At 42.9% G+C, this 19,049-nt stretch carries 26 protein-coding genes; 25 read left to right on the top strand and 1 reads right to left on the bottom strand.

The features are described 5' to 3' along the window. Window positions 1–103: 103 nt before the first annotated feature. The 23 genes from ylxM to P22_RS08550 all read left to right on the top strand — a co-directional run bounded on the left by ylxM (window position 104) and on the right by P22_RS08550 (window position 16,499). Window positions 104–463 (top strand): YlxM family DNA-binding protein, encoded by a 360-nt coding sequence (ylxM, locus tag P22_RS08435; RefSeq protein ID WP_054259783.1) that lies wholly within the window; start codon window positions 104–106, stop codon window positions 461–463. 1 nt (window position 464) lies between these two features. Beyond that, complete coding sequence (ffh, locus tag P22_RS08440) at window positions 465–1,814, top strand: signal recognition particle protein (RefSeq protein WP_054259784.1); 1,350 nt, start codon at window positions 465–467, stop codon at window positions 1,812–1,814. A 46-nt stretch (window positions 1,815–1,860) separates the two neighbouring features. Then, window positions 1,861–2,142, top strand: a complete 282-nt coding sequence (gene rpsP / locus P22_RS08445; RefSeq protein WP_054259785.1) for a 30S ribosomal protein S16 — start codon at window positions 1,861–1,863, stop codon at window positions 2,140–2,142. Between the two features lie 5 nt (window positions 2,143–2,147). Then, window positions 2,148–2,375 carry a KH domain-containing protein gene (locus P22_RS08450; protein WP_054259786.1) on the top strand — a complete coding sequence of 76 codons (228 nt, stop codon included), beginning with the start codon at window positions 2,148–2,150 and terminating at the stop codon, window positions 2,373–2,375. Window positions 2,376–2,471: 96 nt separating this feature from the next. After that, a complete protein-coding gene (locus tag P22_RS08455) occupies window positions 2,472–2,879 on the top strand; it encodes a YlqD family protein (RefSeq protein ID WP_054259787.1) in 408 nt (135 codons plus the stop codon). Between the two features lie 12 nt (window positions 2,880–2,891). Next, on the top strand, window positions 2,892–3,395 hold the full coding sequence (gene rimM, locus P22_RS08460) for a ribosome maturation factor RimM (RefSeq protein WP_054259788.1): 504 nt from the start codon (window positions 2,892–2,894) through the stop codon (window positions 3,393–3,395). A 3-nt stretch (window positions 3,396–3,398) separates the two neighbouring features. After that, on the top strand, window positions 3,399–4,145 hold the full coding sequence (trmD, locus tag P22_RS08465; protein ID WP_054259789.1) for a tRNA (guanosine(37)-N1)-methyltransferase TrmD: 747 nt from the start codon (window positions 3,399–3,401) through the stop codon (window positions 4,143–4,145). A 1-nt stretch (window position 4,146) separates the two neighbouring features. Continuing rightward, window positions 4,147–4,719, top strand: coding sequence for an RNA methyltransferase (locus tag P22_RS08470; protein WP_054259790.1), 573 nt, complete (start codon window positions 4,147–4,149; stop codon window positions 4,717–4,719). 149 nt (window positions 4,720–4,868) lie between these two features. Beyond that, window positions 4,869–5,210 carry a 50S ribosomal protein L19 gene (gene rplS, locus P22_RS08475; RefSeq protein WP_054259791.1) on the top strand — a complete coding sequence of 114 codons (342 nt, stop codon included), beginning with the start codon at window positions 4,869–4,871 and terminating at the stop codon, window positions 5,208–5,210. 100 nt (window positions 5,211–5,310) lie between these two features. Continuing rightward, complete coding sequence (gene lepB, locus P22_RS08480; RefSeq protein ID WP_054259792.1) at window positions 5,311–5,841, top strand: signal peptidase I; 531 nt, start codon at window positions 5,311–5,313, stop codon at window positions 5,839–5,841. Window positions 5,842–5,993: 152 nt separating this feature from the next. Next, window positions 5,994–6,869 (top strand): ribosome biogenesis GTPase YlqF, encoded by an 876-nt coding sequence (gene ylqF, locus P22_RS08485; RefSeq protein WP_054259793.1) that lies wholly within the window; start codon window positions 5,994–5,996, stop codon window positions 6,867–6,869. 134 nt (window positions 6,870–7,003) lie between these two features. Then, complete coding sequence (locus tag P22_RS08490) at window positions 7,004–7,780, top strand: ribonuclease HII (protein ID WP_373432668.1); 777 nt, start codon at window positions 7,004–7,006, stop codon at window positions 7,778–7,780. Window positions 7,781–7,782: 2 nt separating this feature from the next. Further along, window positions 7,783–9,642 carry a flagellar hook-length control protein FliK gene (locus P22_RS08495; RefSeq protein WP_054259794.1) on the top strand — a complete coding sequence of 620 codons (1,860 nt, stop codon included), beginning with the start codon at window positions 7,783–7,785 and terminating at the stop codon, window positions 9,640–9,642. Next, the gene (locus P22_RS08500) at window positions 9,636–9,932 is read left to right on the top strand and encodes an EscU/YscU/HrcU family type III secretion system export apparatus switch protein (protein WP_054259795.1); all 297 of its coding nucleotides are present in this window, start codon (window positions 9,636–9,638) and stop codon (window positions 9,930–9,932) included. The genes P22_RS08495 and P22_RS08500 overlap by 7 nt, the downstream gene beginning before the upstream one ends. Before the next feature lie 29 nt (window positions 9,933–9,961). Beyond that, on the top strand, window positions 9,962–10,318 hold the full coding sequence (locus P22_RS08505) for a YraN family protein (protein WP_054259796.1): 357 nt from the start codon (window positions 9,962–9,964) through the stop codon (window positions 10,316–10,318). Between the two features lie 79 nt (window positions 10,319–10,397). Further along, a complete protein-coding gene (locus P22_RS08510) occupies window positions 10,398–11,924 on the top strand; it encodes a YifB family Mg chelatase-like AAA ATPase (protein WP_054259797.1) in 1,527 nt (508 codons plus the stop codon). A gap of 580 nt (window positions 11,925–12,504) precedes the next feature. After that, on the top strand, window positions 12,505–12,780 hold the full coding sequence (locus tag P22_RS08515) for an IS110 family transposase (RefSeq protein WP_054259798.1): 276 nt from the start codon (window positions 12,505–12,507) through the stop codon (window positions 12,778–12,780). A gap of 629 nt (window positions 12,781–13,409) precedes the next feature. Then, window positions 13,410–13,676 (top strand): hypothetical protein, encoded by a 267-nt coding sequence (locus P22_RS08525; RefSeq protein ID WP_054259800.1) that lies wholly within the window; start codon window positions 13,410–13,412, stop codon window positions 13,674–13,676. 275 nt (window positions 13,677–13,951) lie between these two features. Further along, window positions 13,952–14,512, top strand: a complete 561-nt coding sequence (locus P22_RS08535; RefSeq protein ID WP_054259801.1) for a GH25 family lysozyme — start codon at window positions 13,952–13,954, stop codon at window positions 14,510–14,512. A 73-nt stretch (window positions 14,513–14,585) separates the two neighbouring features. Continuing rightward, entirely contained in the window at window positions 14,586–14,753 is a 168-nt protein-coding gene (locus P22_RS20450) for a hypothetical protein (protein ID WP_156318891.1), read from the top strand. Between the two features lie 122 nt (window positions 14,754–14,875). Next, window positions 14,876–15,211, top strand: coding sequence for a hypothetical protein (locus P22_RS08540; RefSeq protein WP_054259802.1), 336 nt, complete (start codon window positions 14,876–14,878; stop codon window positions 15,209–15,211). Between the two features lie 28 nt (window positions 15,212–15,239). Beyond that, on the top strand, window positions 15,240–15,539 hold the full coding sequence (locus tag P22_RS08545) for a hypothetical protein (protein ID WP_054259803.1): 300 nt from the start codon (window positions 15,240–15,242) through the stop codon (window positions 15,537–15,539). A 210-nt stretch (window positions 15,540–15,749) separates the two neighbouring features. Next, the gene (locus P22_RS08550; protein WP_216598051.1) at window positions 15,750–16,499 is read left to right on the top strand and encodes a GNAT family N-acetyltransferase; all 750 of its coding nucleotides are present in this window, start codon (window positions 15,750–15,752) and stop codon (window positions 16,497–16,499) included. A 273-nt stretch (window positions 16,500–16,772) separates the two neighbouring features. On the opposite strand, the gene P22_RS08555 is transcribed toward P22_RS08550, so the two are convergent. Beyond that, window positions 16,773–17,303 carry a flavin reductase family protein gene (locus P22_RS08555; protein ID WP_216598052.1) on the bottom strand — a complete coding sequence of 177 codons (531 nt, stop codon included), beginning with the start codon at window positions 17,301–17,303 and terminating at the stop codon, window positions 16,773–16,775. Between the two features lie 661 nt (window positions 17,304–17,964). On the opposite strand from P22_RS08555, the gene P22_RS08560 reads away from it, so the two are divergent. Next, window positions 17,965–18,255 (top strand): hypothetical protein, encoded by a 291-nt coding sequence (locus tag P22_RS08560; RefSeq protein ID WP_054259804.1) that lies wholly within the window; start codon window positions 17,965–17,967, stop codon window positions 18,253–18,255. 187 nt (window positions 18,256–18,442) lie between these two features. After that, on the top strand, window positions 18,443–18,955 hold the full coding sequence (locus P22_RS08565; protein WP_054259805.1) for a hypothetical protein: 513 nt from the start codon (window positions 18,443–18,445) through the stop codon (window positions 18,953–18,955). Window positions 18,956–19,049: the final 94 nt, after the last annotated feature.

A 19,049-nucleotide genomic window follows, 5' to 3' on the forward strand; every position in this document is an offset into this window, starting at 1 on the left:
TTCTGAAGAAAGATTGTTTATAGTGCTGACAAGGTTTTTTGCTTGACAATGATTTGTGGTATCTGTATACTTATATAAGTAAGAAAATGCAGAGGGATTGAACATGCTTGATAAAGTGTTACGCATCGGACTCTTGTTTGATTTCTATGGCGCTTTGTTAACTGAAAAGCAGCAGCAGTGTTTGGAAATGCATTATTTAAGCGATTTATCCCTGGGAGAAATAGCCGAACAGATGGGGGTAACCCGTCAGGCTGTGCATGATCTTTTAAGACGTGCTGAACAATTGCTGGATGAATATGAAGCTAAGTTAAAGCTCCTGGAGCGCTTTCTCCATGAACAGCAGGCCGTACGACAGGCCTATGAATTGTTAGACAGCCTGCCCGATGAAGTATATGGCCTGGGGCAAATTAGTGAGGCACGCAAGATATTACAGCTCCTGTTAGATTATAATAAGGAGGCATAGCATGGTTTTTGAAGGGTTAGCCGATAAATTACAGCAAACTTTTAAAAAACTGCGCGGACGGGGAAAGTTAACGGAGACTGATGTTAACGAAGCTATGCGCGAAGTGCGTATGGCCTTGCTCGAGGCTGACGTAAATTTTAAAGTAGTTAAAGATTTCATTGCGAAAATTAAAGAACGGGCCGTGGGGCAGGAAGTCATGGAAAGCCTTACGCCGGTTCAATATGTGATAAAGATTGTTAATGACGAGTTAACTGAACTGATGGGTGGGACCCAAAGCCGTATCGCTATTTCTTCCCGTCCGCCGACCATTGTTATGCTGGTCGGACTGCAGGGAGCTGGTAAGACGACAACGGCAGGAAAGCTGGCTAACTTACTGGCAAAAAAACAAAGTAAACGTCCGTTATTAGTAGCTGCCGATATTTATCGTCCGGCGGCAATCAAACAATTGCAGGTGCTGGGTGAACAATTAGAAATATCGGTGTATGCAGCAGAACCCAATACCAGTCCGGTGGATATTGCCAGGCAATCAGTGGAGTATGCATTGTCCCATACACGGGATATCGTAATTATTGATACGGCTGGGCGGCTTCATATTAATGAAGAACTGATGCAGGAACTGAAAAACATCAAACAGGCGGTTAAACCGCATGAAATATTACTGGTTGTTGATGCCATGACCGGCCAGGATGCGGTTACCGTGGCGGAGTCATTTAACAACGAACTGGGTGTCGATGGTGTTATTTTAACCAAGCTGGACGGCGATGCTCGTGGTGGGGCTGCCTTGTCGGTCAAGGCTGTTACCGGGTGTCCGATTAAATTTGCCGGCATGGGTGAAAAACTGGATGCGCTGGAGCCTTTTCATCCTGATCGTATGGCTTCTCGTATTCTGGGTATGGGCGATGTGATGAGCCTGATTGAAAAGGCTCAGAGTGCCATTGACCTGGAGCAAGCCAAAGCGATGGAGAAGAAACTGCGTAAAGAAGACTTTACGCTGGATGATTTTTTGGATCAGCTACAGCAGGTTCGTAAACTTGGTTCGTTTGAACAAATTTTGAGCATGCTGCCTGGCATGGGAAATTTAAAAAAAATGCAGGGCTTGGATTTTGATGAAAAAGAAATAAAACATGTTGAAGCCATTATCCGTTCGATGACCAAGAAGGAACGCCGATCACCAGATATCATTAATGGCAGCCGCCGTAAACGGATTGCAATGGGAAGCGGTACACGGGTGCAGGATGTCAACAGGCTGTTGAAACAATTTGCGGAAGCCAGAAAAATGATGAAGCGGTTTCAGGAAATGCAAAAGGGCGGCAAAAAAGGGCTGGGATTTAAACTGCCGTTTATGCGTTAAGGCAGGTTGATATTTTGGTATATTCTATAAAGGAGGTGATTGATGTATGGCAGTGAAGATCCGTCTTAAACGTATGGGAGCTAAAAAGAGCCCGTTTTATCGTGTCGTTGTAGCTGATTCCCGTTCGCCGCGCGATGGCCGTTCTATTGAAACTCTTGGCCATTATGATTCCACGGTTGAACCGGCAGTGATTAAACTTGATGAAGAAAAGGCAATTGACTGGCTGCAAAAAGGTGCGCAACCTACTGACACAGTAAAAACTTTATTCAAACAAGTTGGCATTATGAAAAAATGGGATGAAATAAAGCGTGCTAAGAAAGAAGCGTGATAACTATGAAAGACCTGATAGAAGTTATCGCCAAAGCCTTAGTGAAAAATCCGGAACAGGTGGATGTGACGGAACTAGCTGAAGCTAACGGCACTGTTTATGAATTGCGCGTAGCCCCGGAAGACATGGGAAAGATAATTGGTAAACAAGGACGTATAGCCAAGGCGTTACGGACCGTTGTAAAAGCTGCTGCCACCCGCGAAAATAAAAAAGTAACGGTGGACATTGTTTAGAATTTTAAAATTCAGTTTTTGTAAAAGGTTCAGATGTCAATTTAAGTTTGGCAGATGAGCCTTTTACAATAAACTCAGAAAAGGTGGACTAACAAGATGGAAAACATGAGCTTGAAATGTCCTGTGACAATTAAGGCAAAAGTTACTGAAACGCTGAAGAAACAGTTGGCAGCAGAAATACAAGATAATATTAAAAAAGCGGACATGGAACTGCAGCAGATCGAATTTCACGCGAAACGGGTTATGACCGAGCAGGCAAAACATGATGTTCAAGGTTTGAATGCTATTCGCCAGCAAATTGATGCCGAAAAGCAAAAACGCTTGGAATTTAAAAATCATATGCTGGAAAGACTGAAAGAAACGGCACAACTGGAACTTGGGGCTGAAATCGTGCAGGGCAATTTGGAACGCATTGTTACGGTACAGGTTGGCGATGATTTGCACAAAATCATGGGGACCGAAATTCTTTTGGAAGACGGAAAGATTATTGCTTTTCGCAGCTAGGGAAGATGATCGATGAGTGAAAAATTGATTTCAATAGGTAAAATCGTTGCCCCGCACGGTGTGCGGGGTGACGTGCGTGTACTGCCGCTGACTGATTTTCCTGATCGCTTTGAAAAACTGGCTAAAGTCAGGCTGGATGATGGTCGCTGCTTTTCTGTCACCGGCATGAAATATCATAAGAAATTTATTTTGCTCAAATTCCGCGGCATTGAAAGCATGAATGATGCCGAACCGCTGCGGGGAAAATTGATACAAGTAACTACGGATGAACTGGTTGTTCTTCCGGAAGGACACTATTACCATTTTCAGATTATTGGTTTAAGGGTATATAATGAAGCGGCGGAGTACCTGGGAGATGTTACCGATATCCTGGAGACGGGCAGTAATGATGTGTATGTAGCCGAACAAAAGGGCCAACGTCCTATATTAATTCCGGCACTAAAAAAGGTAGTCAGGGAAATTGACATTCCGGGTGGAAAAATGATTGTAAGATTGCCGGAATGGGAAACGGAGTAAATCATGCAGATTGATATTGTTTCTTTATTTCCTGATATGTTTACCGGTCCGTTTGGCCATAGTATCATAAAAAGAGCGCAGGATGCCGGATTGTTGTCTATTGGAGTGACAAATCCCAGGCAATTTGCTTTCGATAAACACCAAATTGTTGATGACTATCCTTTTGGTGGGGGAGCAGGAATGGTTATGAAACCTGAGCCGATTTTTCTTGCAGTAGAAGATATTCTTTCCCGGCAGGAAAAAGATAGTCGCCGTATTATTTTGTTCTGCCCCGGGGGAACGGTTTTTACGCAGGAAAAAGCCAAGGAATTGGCAAGGTATGACCAGCTCATTTTTATCTGTGGTCACTATGAAGGGTTTGATGAACGAGTGCGGCAATATCTGGCTGACGAAGTTATCTCTATCGGAGACTATGTTTTGACCGGTGGAGAATTGCCGGCAATGGTGGTTGTGGATGCCGTGGCAAGAATGTTGCCCGGTGTTTTGGGGGCTAGTGAGGGGGCAGAACAGGATTCTTTTTACAGCGGTCTTCTGGAACATCCGCAATATACCAGGCCAAGGGAATTTCGCGGCTGGCAGGTCCCGGAAGTTTTGATATCCGGTGATCATGCCAAAATAGCAAGATGGCGGCGTAAAGAGTCTTTAAAGAATACCTGGGAGCGCCGGCCGGAACTGCTGAAACATTTTCCCCTAACTGCGGAAGATAAAATTCTGTTGGAGGAGATCCGGCAAGAGCGTTCGGGAGGCTAAAATGGCAGCTGTTTATTTTGGGCTAGTTCATTATCCTATTTATAACAAAAATGGTGATGTTATCACAACGGCAATTACAAATTTTGATGTACACGATATCGCACGTACGGCCCGTACTTATAACATAAAGCGTTATTTTATTATCCATCCGATACAGAGTCAGGTTGCCATGGTAAAAGATATCATCAATTATTGGCAAACCGGGTATGGTAGTCAGTATAACCCGGATCGTTGCGAGGCTTTTCAGATTTTGACAACCATACCTTCCATAGATGAGGCTGTTCACGTCATCACCGACAGCGAAGGCGTGGCTCCGTTGATCGTTACTACGGATGCGCGGCAGTTTTCAAACATGATATCCTATCAAGGTCTAAGAAATTTGATCAACCGGGATGAGCGGCCCTGTTTATTATTGTTTGGTACCGGCTGGGGAATGGAAAAATCGGTTATGGAAAAGTTTGATTATATTCTAGAGCCGATTTATGGGCCAGGCGATTATAACCATCTGCCGGTCCGGGCGGCGGCAGCCATTATTTTAGACCGGTTATTAGGTGAGGCCTGGTGGGCTTCATAACGGGGGTGCTTGCTGCGGTTATAATCCATACCGGCTGTTAATAATATTACTTGAATCTCTATAAAGAATATGATATAATTGCTCACGTGTAAAACGGGCGGTCCTCTGCCATAAGCGGTACGAACGTCTAGTATAAGGGGGACATAAAAATGAATATTATTCAGGCTTTAGAACAAGAGCAACTTCGTAAGGACATTCCTGCTTTCAAGCCGGGGGATACAGTGCGGGCTCACGTAAAGGTTGTCGAGGGTAATCGCGAACGTATTCAGGTTTTTGAAGGTGTTGTAATTGCACGACAGGGCGGCGGTATCCGCGAGACGTTTACGGTAAGACGTATGTCTTACGGCGTCGGCGTAGAACGTACTTTTCCGGTACATTCTCCTCGTCTGGAAAAAATTGAAGTCGTGCGCAGAGGGATTGTGCGCCGGGCAAAACTTTATTATTTGCGTAATCTTACCGGTAAGGCTGCCCGTATTAAAGAAAGACGCTAATGGTAAGCAGGGACTGATGACAGTCCCTTTTCTCACTTTCTGATGGAGGCGGTTTACGCCTTGTATGATATAAACTGTTGTTATCCGGCAGGAGGAAAGCATGTTGAGTAATACGACATTTCGAAAAGAAGTAAAAGACTGGGTAATCTCGATACTGATTGCCGTTGTACTGGCGTTTTTTATTCGGTATTTCATTGTTGAATTGTATATGGTTGAGGGGCCTTCCATGCGGCCTACGCTGGTAAATGGTGAGCGCCTGGTTGTCAATAAGTTTATCTATCGGTTTAAATTACCGGAACGTGGTGAAATTTTGGTATTTCGCTACCCGGAGGATCCCAGTCGTGATTTTATTAAACGAGTAATCGGTGTTGCCGGAGATACAATTGAAATAAAGGACGGACGCGTGTTCCGCAACGGACAATTATTAAATGAGCCGTATATTTTAGAAAAAACCAATGGATCGTATCCATTAGCCACTATACCGGAAGGGACGGTTTTCGTTATGGGCGACAACCGCAATAATTCTGAGGATAGCCGTTTTAGCGATGTAGGCTTTGTACCTTTGGAGCTTATTAAGGGAAAGGCCGTTATGGTCTTTTGGCCGTTCGCTCAATTGAAAACTCTTCCTTAGAAAGATAGGCTATGCAGGGAAAACGGTAAGCCGTTCGAGACTGGGATAGTTTGCATCGGGTTATTTTTCCGTACCGATGGCGATACTAAACTATGTTGGCAACGGCTTTTTGAATTTAAATTGATATCGAGCATGATTGGGATGAATGGCATATGGATAATATACATATTAATTGGTTTCCAGGGCATATGGCCAAAGCTCAGCGGATGATCCGTGAGCATTTGAAATTAGTGGATGTAGTCATCGAATTATTAGACGCCCGTATTCCGGTAAGCAGTGCCAATCCGGTAATTAAGGAGATTATTGAAAACAAGCCGCGCATTGTGGCTTTAAATAAGGCGGATTTGGCTGAAGCGGAATGGAACGAATATTGGAGCGGAGTTTTCCGTGACCAGGGATTACAGGTGGTTGCGCTGGAGGCTATAACAGGCAAAGGGACCAAGGCATTAATTGGTAAGGTGGAACAAGCTGCCAGTGATACGATTACCAGGCTTGCCGCTAAGGGAATCCGGCCGCGTGCGGTGCGGGCGATGATTTTAGGCATACCTAATGTGGGCAAATCTTCGCTGATCAATCGTTTGCTGGGAGCGGCTACCGTTCGTACTGCGGATAAACCTGGTGTCACCCGGGGTAAGCAGTGGATAAAGATATCTAAAAATCTGGAGCTTTTAGATACCCCGGGCGTTCTCTGGCCCAAAATCGAAGACTCTGAGGTTGCTTTGAAATTGGCGATTACAGGCGCTATTAATGACGAGGTGTATGATTTAGAACAAGTAATGTCTAAATTTTTATGCCTGTTGCGGGAGCATTACAGTGAAAGGATCGTAGAGCGCTATAAGCTGAATGAGCCGTTGCCCGAAGAGAATGAGGAATTGCTTGGATTAATTGGCGCTAAGCGTGGTTGCCTGCGTGCTGGTGGTATTGTCGATTACGATAAGGCCAGAAAAATTATTCTCAATGAATTCCGCGGTGGGAAATTAGGGCGTTTTACGTTGGACCGCGGAATAGAAAACAGCAGTAAAACGTAATTAAAGTTTTAGATACAAAAAGCGAAGGCCGGATGACTTCCGGAACCTTTGCTTTTTTGTTGTTATTTTGAAAGGATTTCCCGGCAGAATCAAGAATATAGCACAAATAAATATATTTATAGGCGGGGATTGATTTGCGAACGGCTGATATGACAGTAGCACAGGTAGCGGCATTGCTTGATAATATGGATGCTCCGGCTAAACTGATTGACGACTTAAGGTCGGATAAGCGGATTTCGATAATTAAATTGGTGGCAAAGTGGCATAAACGGCAGCAGGAACTGCTGGCTGAAAAAAAACGTCTACTGCAAATGTATCGTTATGAAGAAAATTACCGGCAAAAAGGTTTTACGGTGATTGCTGGTGTTGATGAGGCAGGCCGGGGACCGTTAGCCGGTCCGGTAGTAGTGGGTGCGGTGATACTGCCACATGATTGTTTCTTACCGCATTTGAATGATTCGAAGCAGTTATCAGCCCGACAGCGAGAGGTTCTGTATAAAGAAATAAAGGAAATTGCTATTGCTGTGCATTATTGCGTCATGGACCGGGAGGTTATTGATCAACTCAATATTTATCAGGCGACGGTTTCCGCCATGTATCGTGTGCTTGAAGAATTGGAGACTACGCCGCAGGCAGTATTAATTGATGCGGTTCCGTTGCCGAAGCTGAAAGTCCCGTCCCTTTCTATCGTAGGCGGAGATGCAGCCAGCGCATCCATTGCAGCTGCTTCGATTATCGCAAAGGTGGAACGGGACCGGATTATGAATGAAATGGATGAATTATATCCGGTATATGGGTTTGCCAAACATAAAGGGTATGCTACCAGGGAACATATTCAAGCCTTACAAAAATATGGTCCTTGTCCGATTCACAGGAAAAGTTTTGAACCCATTAAGTCATGGGGAGGATAGTTATGAAAATCAACAATATATTGCCCGGACAAGCTCAGGCGGTTCCGGAAGCGACAGAGCAAGTGCCAACGGATGCTCTGCAGCCGAAAGGTGAACAACAGGTAACGCAGGAAACCAAAAGTCTGAAAGTAGACTTGATGGGCAATGGGGCCATCGGCGAGCTTTTAAAACAATTGGGCAGTACATTAAAAAACAATGAGTCTTTGCTCAAATCCCTGCCGTCTATGCTGCAACAAGAAATACAGCGTCTTATGGAACAAATGGCACCTGATGCTGCGGCCATCTTTTTCCGGGGAATGACGGCTGTAACGCAGGAGCAAAGGAATATGATCGAAAAACTACAATATTTATTGAATTCATTGCAAGGGGCGACGCTGATTCAACAGCAGGATTCACCGGAAGTAGTACAATCCCTGGTAGAAAAAATCAATACATATATTGCTGCCCAGGAACAGCAAACAGCAGCGATAAATCAGACTAAGTATGATCCGGTGCAGGTGCTCCGCGAAATGGGTACAGGCACGATAGTAAAGAATGAGGCCATTCCGGTTCCGGCGAAGATTACCAACCAAATCATGAAAACTACGGATGCTATAGTACAGTATGACAAACCGGTTGAAGCTGTAGCAGCTCAACAGCAGACTAATCCCGCTACTAATCCCGCTCCTGCAAATCTGTTAGAGCGCAACAGGACAATCCCCCAAGGCCAGGATCAACCGGATTTTAACGGGAGAAATAGCAGGCTGTCTGACGGCGGCGAGCCGGCGGTTCCGGAGATGATGAAAGTTCCTCTTCCGGCAGAAAAAAATATTGCCTTGATGTGGATGAATAAATTCCAGACATTCACGACAAGGCAGGAACCCTATGGGCCCAACACCAGGGAACTGGGCAAATTATTGGCACAATATAATGATATGACCAGTACGGAAAAAAATGCGGTTAAGCAATTGTTGAATGCCGTGTCTACTGACACTTTTCCAGCTAAGAAGGCTGAGCAATGGCTTCAATTTCTGATTAAAAATCAAGCATCGCTGCCAATACAATCCCGGGCAGAAAATGGAGCTACGAATATTTTAAATCAATTAAAAAACGTTCTGTCAGAAAATGTGCAGAAAATGGTGCCGGTTAATGGCAAATCAGAAATTACCAAGCTGGTTACAGTTAATACGGAAACAATTGTTCTGCTGGCAAAAACACTTGTGAGTGAAGGCAATGTTCCTCCTGAATTGCGAAAAATGCTGGCAGCGATTAACGACATGGTAACCCCAAATGAGCAGGACTTGGTAAATCGCGTTTCTTCTTATTTTCAGACCGGTATGCCCCAGGTGGTTATCCAAGCTTCGGCGCAGTTTGACTTACCGGAGCTACTTGATTTATGGATTTTGATGAAATTTCGCAATGCTTCAGAATGGGTGGATCTTCCTGCGGAAACGCTGCAAAAAGCTATTCACACCGTGAAGGAATTTTCTACATCCATGCAGAATGCAGTGGCGGCTTATACAGAACGATCAGATAACAGCAATACTCTGTCTTTTACATTACCATTATATTTTGGCAATGGAGAAACCGTTTATCCGGCTTATGTCCGCATTTATCATGAAAAGGAGAAGACAGCCGGCAATTCTCTGCAGCAAGCGGAAACCTGGCTGCGGGTATTTTTCGATACGGACTACATTGGATCGGTCAATCTTATTTTTCATATGTATCAGGGAAATATGCTCAGTGTCCGGACCGAATTTTCTTCGGAGATGGCCACCCGGGCTTTTCAGCAGCAGATGGATGAGTTGCGCAGTACTTTATCTGATTTGCCGATTCATCTTGCTGATTTTAGCATCAGGACTATGCCGGAGGAGATATTGTGAACGAAAATGACAATCTTATAAAAAAGGCTGTTGCCATTCAATACAATAAAGAATCCGATGCTGCGCCCAAAGTAGTCGCCAAGGGCGGCGGCTTTATTGCTGAGCAAATTGTGGCAGTGGCACAGCAGCATGCGGTGCCGATCTATAAAAACAAAGCGTTGTCCAGCATGTTAATGGCTGTTGAGCTGGACCGGGAGATTCCTGCGGAATTGTACCGGGCGGTGGCTGAAGTCTTGGCATATATTTACCGCCTTGATCAAAAAATGGGCCGTCAGCAAGGCCCGTGGTAATAGCCATTTTATGATTGGAGAGAACGGTAATGGATCATATCGGTATTGGAACCGCTGGAGAAACAGCTGCCGCAGAATATTTGGAACATCAGGGCTATTCCATTTTGCAGCGGCAATATCGGTCGAAGTTGGGTGAAATTGATATTATTGCTCAAAAAGATGGAGTATTTGTGTTTGTTGAAGTAAAAACCCGGCGCAGTCTGATCTATGGATTGCCGGTAGAAGCAGTAGGCTACCGCAAACAACAGAAAATAATCCATACGGCTTTGTGTTATTTGAAACAAATCAAGCAAATAGAAGCACCCTGCCGGTTTGACGTGATGGAGGTATATGTGTCAGGATTTAATTTTCGCTGCAATCATATTTGCAATGCTTTTGGACAATAAGGTTTTTTGTAGCAAGTGAACTCATACTATAAGGACCGTGCGGGGAAGGTAAAGTAAAATTACTGGCGGAGGAAAACACGTGTTTGCGCAAACATTTGGTTCGACAACAATTGCATTAGATGGTATGGTGGTTCATGTAGAGGTGGATATTGCAAACGGAATTCCCAGTATGGAAATTGTTGGACTGCCGGATACTGCTGTGCGCGAATCACGGGAACGGGTGCGGGCTGCAATAAAAAATTCCGGATTTGAATTTCCGTCCCAAAGGATCACTGTTAATCTTGCCCCAGCAGACATAAAAAAAGACAGTTCGGGTCTGGACATGCCGATTGCTATTGGAATTTTGGCGGCTAGCGGGCAACTGGCACGGCCAAGCTGTGAGCGGTGTCTGTTTGTCGCTGAACTTTCCCTGGAAGGGCATCTGCGTAGTGTAACAGGGGTTTTACCCATGGCGATTGCAGCAATTAAACAGAACATGACAAAAATGTTTGTCGCACCGGGCAATGCCAGCGAAGCTTTGTTGGTAGAGGGGCTTACTGTTTATGCAACAGAAAACCTTGCTACTGTTATTCAGCATTTACAGGGAAAAATAGAACTGCAGCCTCAGGTGAAAAACGGAGAGGTAGTAGCTCCAAATTCAATGTTTGATGACGATTTTGCTGAAGTTCAGGGGCAGACGGTTGCCAAGCGTGCTATTGAAATAGCTGCTGCCGGAGGTCATAACATTCTTATGACTGGGTCGCCGGGCTCGGGAAAGACGATGCTGGCTCGTCGTATTCCTTCGATTTTACCGGATATGTCCAGTCAGGAGGCGTTAGAGGTAACAAAAATTTACAGTATTGCCGGAATGCTTACCAATAATTCTGGGCTGCTTACCTGCCGTCCTTTTCGCGCTCCGCATCATACCATTTCCGATGCAGGTATGATTGGGGGTGGTCGTATACCGAGACCCGGTGAAGTGACGCTCAGCCATCATGGCGTACTGTTTTTGGATGAACTCCCTGAATTCCCCAGAGGAGTACTGGAAGTGCTGAGACAGCCATTGGAAGATGGACATGTCACTATTTCAAGGGTCAGCGCTTCGCTTTCTTATCCAGCCAAATTTATGCTAGTTGCTGCTATGAATCCTTGTCCGTGCGGATTTTCCGGGGATGAATTGCAGCCCTGCAGTTGTACCCCGGCTGATATTCATCGCTATATTAAGAAAATATCCGGTCCTTTACTGGACAGGATAGATATCCATGTTAGTGTACCCCGGTTAGAGTACAGTGAAATGGCCGAAACTACTCCTGCAGAATCATCACGCGTGATCAAAGGACGTATCAGTGCCGTGCGCAGTCTGCAAATGGAGCGGTTACAGGCAGAAGGGCTATTTTGTAATGCACAGATGGGACATAAACATCTAAAAAAGTTCTGCCCGATGACTAAAGATGCACAGGAGTTGCTTAAACAAGCTTTTGCAAGAATGAACTTAAGCGGGCGTGGGTACGACCGGATTCTAAAAGTAGCAAGAACTATTGCCGATTTAGCCGGCAGTGAAAAAATAATCGGGCAGCATATTGCTGAATCCATTCATTTTAGAAGTAATACTCAGAAATTGACATAAACTATATACGAATATTTGTAATTTAAATGTAAGGGTCCCAGATATAAAAGAAAATATATATTCGTTAGCGTGGTTTGGGGAAAGTACAGCCTTACCATGCTTTTTTTGATATTTTGCTTGAAATTACAGTTGACAATTCAACTGATGCAAATTTCCCTTCTGAGGCAGTGGTTTACCGAATATTTTTCGTTCTGTTTCACATTGTCTTCCCCTATTTTTTCAGGAACGGGGGATTGTTCATTTGACCGTGCCAGAAGAGTACTGGGAAGAAGTCGCAAAACGATTGATTGCAGAATAAGGCCGCTAAAAGAGCGGCTATTTTAGTACCATAAAAGTGTAGATGGAAACATTTTGTGCTTAACCATCTGCACTTATTTTTTTATAATGGGGAGAGTAATTGGTCTGACGACGGCTTTTTTGGGGTATGAACACCCGGCATAAAAACATTCAGCCATCTCCTTGTTATAAGCATTCGATTAAGCAGGTTGAAACCATAGGATTGGCTTTCGCGTAACGAACTAAAATGAATGGTAATAAGTGCAGATGGAACAATTACAAATTCATTTTAGGGGTGAGGGCTTTGATCAGTGTAGGAATCGATGTCTCGAAAGGAAAAAGTATGGTAGCTATCTTCAAGCTTTATGGCGAGATTTTAGCACGTCCCTTTGAGGTGGCACATACAGAGCAAGAGCTTCATGACTTATCCGCTATGATCCTGCGTTTTCACGATGAGGTGCGCGTAGTGCTGGAAGCAACAGGCATATACCATTTGCCTGTTGTGCATTATTTAAAGCAGCAAGGCATATTCGTTTGCGTTATTAATCAAGCAAAAATTACGACAGGCAAAGACGGATAAACAGGACGCTATGGAAATTGCTAACTAGGACTGGATCATTGGTTTCAGCTGCGGAATTACACAATTTCAGAGGATGTACACAGTGAGCTGAAATTATTAGGCCGCCAGTATTCGCACTACATACGGATGCGTGTGGAAAGCGTCCTGGAGTTCACACATCTGCTGGATTATACCATGCCAGGGATAAAGACCTTGCTCAAGGGCTGGAACGAGAATACGGGCAAGGATAAACTGGGGGATTTCGTAGAGAGCTTCTGGCATTTTCACATAATTACTAAAATGACGGAAGGAGAATTTATAGCAGGATATTTAGAATGGGCAAAAGAAAAAGGATACCACCGAAGCCAGGATAAAGCCGAAACGTGCCGCAAAAATAGCAGGGCTGAATAAATTCTTGAGGATTTACTACGCACGTGTAAAAGAAGTATATACGAAATAAAAATCTTCGTGAATGAACCGGGGCAAAAAAATGGTAATTGCGTCGGTCTATTCGTGTCCCCAAATTTAACTTTAAAAATTTTTAATAAATAGGCTTGAATTTTGTTAGCAGGTTTTTTATGATTACATTCCGTTAGCCGTTTAACCCATTCGGTTACAGGAATGTAACCAGGTAGAAGGGAGATGATGCAGTGGGGGAAACGGATTTCCAACGTGAGGTACTGAACCGTCTCATTCGCATGGAAACAAAGCAGGATGCCCATATCGAAACAATAAAAGAGCACTCTGCTACGTTAGCCAGCCATAGCGAACGAATTACAAAAGCGGAGGAAAGTACCAAGTCTGCACATCGCAGGATTGATGGAATCTTTGTTGCGGCAGGAAGTCTTGGTGCTATCTTTGGTACGTTGACCAATATAGTTATATCGGTATGGTCGAAGATGGGAGGGAGAGGATGAAAGAAAAACTTATAACCTTTTGCACCTGGGCACAAGCAAACTGGCTTGCGCTTGTTATTTTCATGGTTGTATGGCTACTGGTCTAACGCGCTGTATGGAACAAAGTTTGATCTTAGTTCCTGTTGGTCTGGAATAACTGTGGTGATTACTGGCCTTGGTGGTGTGGTCGCCCTGGCAAAAGCTGCATGGACTAAATATGGCCAAGACAGCCAATTTAATTCTCCACCAGGAGAACATCCTGGCCTTATGAATTTTATGAAAAGTGAGGTAATGAAATGAGAGGAATCGACGTAAGCGAGAACAACAGCAGAGTAGACTGGCAGGCGGTGGCAGATGCTGGTATTGAGTTTACTATTATCCGCAGTTCATACGGACTACAATCAAAGGACGAGATGTTCGCGCAAAACATAGCAAGGGCAAAAGCTGCTGGCTTAAAAGTTGGGGCTTACCATTATTCGTATGGATTGAGCGTAGCTGATGCAATCCAAGAAGCGGCCAACTGCCGGAGTGTTATTGACAGTACAGGTCAACTATTAGAATTTCCTGTATTCTTCGATATGGAAGACGCGGACGGCTATAAGCGACGCAATGGCTTTGCATTTGATCCGGCAGAAATTACAGCCATGTGCAAAGCGTTTATTGATAGCATAGGCCTAGATTGCGGCCTGTACGCCTCGTATTCATGGTTGACTGGTTACATTGATTGGCGAAGTATTGGATGCGCCGTATGGAATGCACAGTGGGGAAGTAGTGATGATATCAAGGGTTACATGTGGCAATACACTGATAGCCTGAATATCGGCGATCAGTATTTTGATGGCAATATCAAATATTAAAGGGAGTTGAGTACAATGGCTGATTTCTTTAAAAAAGTTGCTAGTTGGTTATTGGGCATTGGAGGAATGTAAAATGGCAACAGTAGGAAAATCGCTAACGGTACCAGAGGCAGGGTGGAAAAGATATAATGCAACAATAAATGGAAGTGGATTCCAATTTTTGCCCAATGGTGCATGGGGCGTTGCACAACAGAATGGAGCCTATAATAGAGAAGCAATTGGCACAGGATTACCTGATTAATAACGCAAACATTTGGAGCGTATTGTTTAATTAATTTTAAGGGTACTAAATTTAGGTTAATTTCTACTTGTTGGTATACCTATCCTACTAATTGTAAGATTACAATCGATGGTACTGAGCATATGTTTTCAACGCGATATGATGTTTCCGGACAGGTTTTAGTGTTTGAAATTGTTAACATGGAGAATAAAAATCATAGTGTTAAGATTGAACAAGGTACTGACGGACAAGGTTACCAAAGATTATACGTTGATGCTATAGATATAGATAGCGACGGTTATGTGATTGTTCCAGGATCAACAAATTTAACCGCCACTCCTGGCGATTTTCAAATTGCTCTCAACTGGGATGCAGTCACCGATGCAATCGGCTACAACGTAAAACGCTCCACCACAGCCGGTGGTCCATACGAAACTATCGTACCCAATGTCTCCGGTACCAGCTATGTAGGATACTAATGTTGTAAATGGAACGACCTATTATTATGTGGTAACGGCCATTACGGCAGATGGTGAAAGTGGTAATTCAAACGAAGCATCTGCTACGCCGCAGGCAGCACCGGTGGAAGAGGGAGAAGTGCTCCTCAGAATTACTATGAATGATTCGAGCGAACGTCAGTATAAAGTTAACCAGACGGTTATAGATGATTTTGTAAGTTGGTACAATCGTACAGTTGGCACTGGCAACACCTGCTATAGCTTCGATGATATTGTTGATGGCAGCAAAGAATATTTAGCCTTTGAAAAGATTATTAGTTTTAAGGTAATTCCTCTGCCGGCAGAATAAACTAACCCTGCATACAGGGTGCCATCTACTTAGGTTTGCCCTGGCGGCTGTGCTGGCAGGGCTTTTTTATGTTCAGATCACGTACATATGCTGCTTGAAATACTGCTGAAGACGCTGGCCAAAATTGAGTAGAATTACTTAGTGTTTTTCTGGTATACTGAAATAGTAAAATACTTCCAATTGTTTGTATAGTCTATAGAAAGAGGTACGATGAGTGCAATGGATAAGCATACTGTTTTAAACATTGTTAAAGAACAGTTATCAAAAAAATTGAACTGTTCCATTGATGCATTCGACAAAGATGGAACTTTATTTATCGCAAATGATCAAAAAGAGTATCCTTTTCTTGAGATCATTACTATGGGAAAATCAGTGATTATTTCTGCCTCTTCAAATATCCTTCCAAAAGTGAAGCCACTTCTGGTTGAAAAAAGTAGGGATGAGATATTTGAATTTCCATTTATCTATGGTCAATCTATATATTTTATACCGGACTCGGGCTTGACAAAGGAATTACCTTTAATAGTAGGTTATGAGTATGAATTGTTAAAGGGAGAGGAAATCAAGAAATTAAAGGGAATAACGGGCTTTCAAAACTCTTTGGCATTTGATGAAAAGGGACATACGTCTACAGTTATTGTTTTATATGCAATGAGGGACAATGAAATAATAGGGCTTGCAGGGGCATCTGCAGAGTATGAACAAATGTGGGAAATGGGAGTAGATGTAAAACCTCAATATCGAAAATGTGGTTTAGCGACGCGGCTAATATATAATTTAGCAGTGCATATTCTGAAAAAGGAAATTGTTCCATTTTATTGTGCATCGACTACCAATATTGGCTCTCAGATGGTTGCATACCGTAGCGGATTCATTCCTTGTTGGATTAGTACATACAGAAATATTTTAGACGGAAGTTCATCTTATAACGATATTGTGAAAAATATAGTTATATTGTAGATATTTTTTATAGAATTCTTGGCAGCAGTTTATCTCATGGCAAAAAATAATCCTAACAGAGCAGGGGGGCATATCTCCTTTGCCTGGTGGCTTCGGCTGCCGGGATTTTTTTATTTAACAGTAGATTCTTCGAGTCACCACAATACGGTGGCTTCTACAGTGTGCTGATTACGTCATTAAAAGTTAATTGAATATGACGCGTAGTCCTCCAGTACACGCAAGAAGGCAGATTACGACCTGCCCTTTCTCGCATGAGATCAAGCTCCTAGTGTGTCATATACCCAGGGACTTTTTGTAATCATTGCCATCCTTGAACACCGTGCCGACAACCTTGCCTAATTCAAAATATGAGGGATACATCATGACCATCGGGTTTATTTTTACAGGATCGATCTGCCCATCTGTTAAGCCTTTTTCATCTGCATAAACAGCCACTATTTCGCCTAGAAACATCGCAAACCCCGATAATAAAATCGTTTGGGTTACCTTGCAAAGCATATTGATTGGGCACTCTTGTATCATCGGCGCTCTGCCTGCCTCATCGTAAAACGGGATGAACAATTCGGATTTATCCGTTGTTTTCCCTGATACCACGCCACAGAAATCAGTTTTCTCAGCCAAGTCCGGCGAGGGCAGGTTTACGCTGAAAAACCCGCTCGCCTTAATACCGGTGGTTGTATAATGCGTTTCTTTCAAAGAAACATACAGCATCGGCTCCAAATTCACTACCCCGCAAGCACCAACTGTGCAATAATTGGGTCTGCCGTTAACATCCGCACCTACAAGGATAGTCGGAAAAAGCATAGCAGGCCTATTTGGCATTTTTATTTTTTTCAGTTTAAACACCTCACTTACAGATTTTAGTATCTGCGGTTTTGACTCGGGTAATGTATACGTTTTCCGCGGAAATTATGCTCAAGGTGGAGCTAACCGACTACTCCCATATTTGCAGTTTCTGTAACCTGCTAGAAAAATGCTTGACTTACTTAGCAGGTTTTTATGCTCATTACTTTTCCGGAACAGGAATAATATGGTACCCAGCCTTGGTTTTTGTGTGCTCTTTTAATATTGTTTTTCTAGCAGTGCGAACAAGAGATTTTTTTACTGTAATGTGGAATTTTTTAAAGTCAACATCTTCTCATTCAAGGGCAAGTATTTCTGATCGGCGCAGCCCGGTTCTAAATTCTAATCATATATACCAAAGGCGTATTTACTGTCATTTTTTTCTGCAGCTTTAACAAGGTCGTTCATTTGTTTAGTTGAAAGAGAGGTTGATATTCTCTCAACTAAGTTAGAGCGAAATGTTTTTGGGAATAGCTGGATCGACAATAAAGAAAAATCTTCATTTGTTGATGTAGTAATTGACGGTATTAAGGTTAGAAACATTGATCAATATAGTGCTACATCAAAAATATCTCAAAGTTTAGACTTTACTATTGATAATTTAACCAATACGGAACATTCTGTGGTTATTACAAATAATCAAGCTAAATATTACGCTCTTGATGCAATTGACATTGATGAATCAGGCGAGCTTAAACCATATCAGCCTGTTGAGCCTGAGCCCGACCCTGGAAAAGTTTTGTTGCTCATTGAACTCACGGATGGTTTACAAAAAGAATATGAACTAACAAGTGCGGAATTGGTTGCATTTATTACATGGTACGATAGCCGTGCAGCAGGTAATGGATCTCCTTATTACATCTTTAATAAGAGTTTCATCTGGGGCCGTTTGATAGCAGGGAAGACTATCTAGTATTTGATAAAATCAAAACTTTGAGGTTATGAAGTTTACCAAGTAGTAAGAAAATAACCTTGCATGCAGGGTGTCATAACTCCTTAGGTTGCCTTCCATTCTGGTTTAGTGCCAGGGTGGAGGGCTTTTTTATATAAATAACCTGAAAACGGGAATACTAATAAAAATTTTGAAAGCAGGTAGACTCATGGATAGAAGTTATATTTATTTGATTTTTACTGCAGTAGCGGGAATAGCTTTTTTGCTTCTAGTACCCCAAAATCAATATAAACGTTATCTTCTTTATGGCTTGGTTTTTGGTGGAATTCTAGATGTTTTCACCATAGTTACTCTGGTACCCATAAATCAGATACGGTTTATGAATATGGGAAACTTTAGTGTATTGGGATTTATTCCTATTTTTGTTCCTATTACCTGGATGTTTAACTTTGCGATATTCTTTTATTTAATGCCAAGGCGAAAAGGCTTCTTAGCTCTCTATATACTTACGTTTACTGCTTTAAGCTATATTATAGGAGAGCTGATGAATGCTTATGGTTTATTTGAATATGTAGGAATGCCAGAGTATGTGGCTGTTTTAATCTTTTTTACATGGTATGCATTTTCAGCTTGGTTTTACTTACGAGACATACAGAATGTACCAGTAATTCAACCTGCAGCTTCTAAGCCATTAAACGAAGAGGAAGATAATAAAAAGTAATAAAGAGATTTGCCCGGCGGCTTCGGGGCCTGTTGACAAACTACCTCTAAACCCTTAAATTCACAAAAATGGCATTTAAAACCCTAGTATTTTC

This window comes from Propionispora sp. 2/2-37, from assembly GCF_001298735.1.
GTDB lineage: Bacteria > Bacillota > Negativicutes > Propionisporales > Propionisporaceae > Propionispora.

What these genes read in the sequence shown, in the direction of transcription:
- ylxM (WP_054259783.1), top strand. Translation starts at nt 104, where the DNA reads ATGCTTGATAAAGTGTTACGCATCGGACTCTTGTTTGATTTCTATGGC.
- ffh (WP_054259784.1), top strand. Translation starts at nt 465, where the DNA reads ATGGTTTTTGAAGGGTTAGCCGATAAATTACAGCAAACTTTTAAAAAA.
- rpsP (WP_054259785.1), top strand. Translation starts at nt 1,861, where the DNA reads ATGGCAGTGAAGATCCGTCTTAAACGTATGGGAGCTAAAAAGAGCCCG.
- P22_RS08450 (WP_054259786.1), top strand. Translation starts at nt 2,148, where the DNA reads ATGAAAGACCTGATAGAAGTTATCGCCAAAGCCTTAGTGAAAAATCCG.
- P22_RS08455 (WP_054259787.1), top strand. Translation starts at nt 2,472, where the DNA reads ATGGAAAACATGAGCTTGAAATGTCCTGTGACAATTAAGGCAAAAGTT.
- rimM (WP_054259788.1), top strand. Translation starts at nt 2,892, where the DNA reads ATGAGTGAAAAATTGATTTCAATAGGTAAAATCGTTGCCCCGCACGGT.
- trmD (WP_054259789.1), top strand. Translation starts at nt 3,399, where the DNA reads ATGCAGATTGATATTGTTTCTTTATTTCCTGATATGTTTACCGGTCCG.
- P22_RS08470 (WP_054259790.1), top strand. Translation starts at nt 4,147, where the DNA reads ATGGCAGCTGTTTATTTTGGGCTAGTTCATTATCCTATTTATAACAAA.
- rplS (WP_054259791.1), top strand. Translation starts at nt 4,869, where the DNA reads ATGAATATTATTCAGGCTTTAGAACAAGAGCAACTTCGTAAGGACATT.
- lepB (WP_054259792.1), top strand. Translation starts at nt 5,311, where the DNA reads ATGTTGAGTAATACGACATTTCGAAAAGAAGTAAAAGACTGGGTAATC.
- ylqF (WP_054259793.1), top strand. Translation starts at nt 5,994, where the DNA reads ATGGATAATATACATATTAATTGGTTTCCAGGGCATATGGCCAAAGCT.
- P22_RS08495 (WP_054259794.1), top strand. Translation starts at nt 7,783, where the DNA reads ATGAAAATCAACAATATATTGCCCGGACAAGCTCAGGCGGTTCCGGAA.
- P22_RS08505 (WP_054259796.1), top strand. Translation starts at nt 9,962, where the DNA reads ATGGATCATATCGGTATTGGAACCGCTGGAGAAACAGCTGCCGCAGAA.
- P22_RS08535 (WP_054259801.1), top strand. Translation starts at nt 13,952, where the DNA reads ATGAGAGGAATCGACGTAAGCGAGAACAACAGCAGAGTAGACTGGCAG.
- P22_RS20450 (WP_156318891.1), top strand. Translation starts at nt 14,586, where the DNA reads ATGGCAACAGTAGGAAAATCGCTAACGGTACCAGAGGCAGGGTGGAAA.
- P22_RS08540 (WP_054259802.1), top strand. Translation starts at nt 14,876, where the DNA reads ATGTTTTCAACGCGATATGATGTTTCCGGACAGGTTTTAGTGTTTGAA.
- P22_RS08550 (WP_216598051.1), top strand. Translation starts at nt 15,750, where the DNA reads ATGAGTGCAATGGATAAGCATACTGTTTTAAACATTGTTAAAGAACAG.
- P22_RS08555 (WP_216598052.1), bottom strand. Translation starts at nt 17,303, where the DNA reads ATGCTTTTTCCGACTATCCTTGTAGGTGCGGATGTTAACGGCAGACCC.
- P22_RS08565 (WP_054259805.1), top strand. Translation starts at nt 18,443, where the DNA reads ATGGATAGAAGTTATATTTATTTGATTTTTACTGCAGTAGCGGGAATA.